This window comes from Micromonospora globispora, from assembly GCF_003857015.1.
Taxonomy (GTDB): Bacteria; Actinomycetota; Actinomycetes; order Mycobacteriales; family Micromonosporaceae; genus Micromonospora; species Micromonospora globispora.
Map to the genome: position 1 here is coordinate 1 of NZ_QGGF01000767.1, position 695 is coordinate 695.

The window sequence follows — 695 nt, forward strand, 5'->3', positions numbered from 1 at the left end:
GCAGGTCCCGCGCCAGCGCGGCCGGTCGGCCGACCCGGCTCAGCAGGTGGCGCAGCAACCGTCCGGACTCGACGGTCCCGAGCGGCGCCAGGGGCACCACGCGCCGTCGGTCGGCGCCGCCCGGCAGCAGATTCGCCCAGCCCGGACCGTGGGTGGCCACCACCGCGAGCGGCAGCCCCCGCTCCGTCGCCGCGGTGAAGAGCCGGTGCAGGAAGCGGTTCAACGGGGGAGCGGCCCGGTCCAGGTCGTCGACGGCGACCACCAGCGGCTGCTCCGCGGCCAGCGCGAGCAGCGCCTCCCGCCACACCTCCGCCCCGTGAGCCGCGACCGCGGCGTCCTCGGGTGTGGTGAGCAACTCCGCCAGGGCGGGCAGCCGGGTCGACGGCAGGTGTCCGTCGAACGCCGCCGCGAGCCGCCGGCGTACGGTTGTCGGGCAGTCGCTGTCGCGGACCCCGGCGAACGCGCGGACCATGTCGGCCAGCGGCGCCAGGTCCCCCTTCGGGTACGGCGGGCAGTGCGCGAAGCACCAGCGGACCGGCGTCCCGTCCACGGTCGGCACCGCCCGGGCCAGCTCGTGCAGCAGCCGGCCCCGGTGATGTCGTCGACGGCCGTGGCCAGCTCCCGCCGCCGGCCGATCAGCGGACCGTGGTGCCGGCCGGGCCGCGGCCGGGCCACCCCGGTCACCCGCCACACGT

Annotated in this window: 1 pseudogene; it reads right to left on the reverse strand. The window is 78.1% G+C overall.

The annotated features are described in order from the left end of the window. Positions 1-550, reverse strand: a pseudogene (locus DKL51_RS33585) (adenylate/guanylate cyclase domain-containing protein); the annotation flags it as partial. Between the last annotated feature and the right edge of the window lie 145 nt (positions 551-695).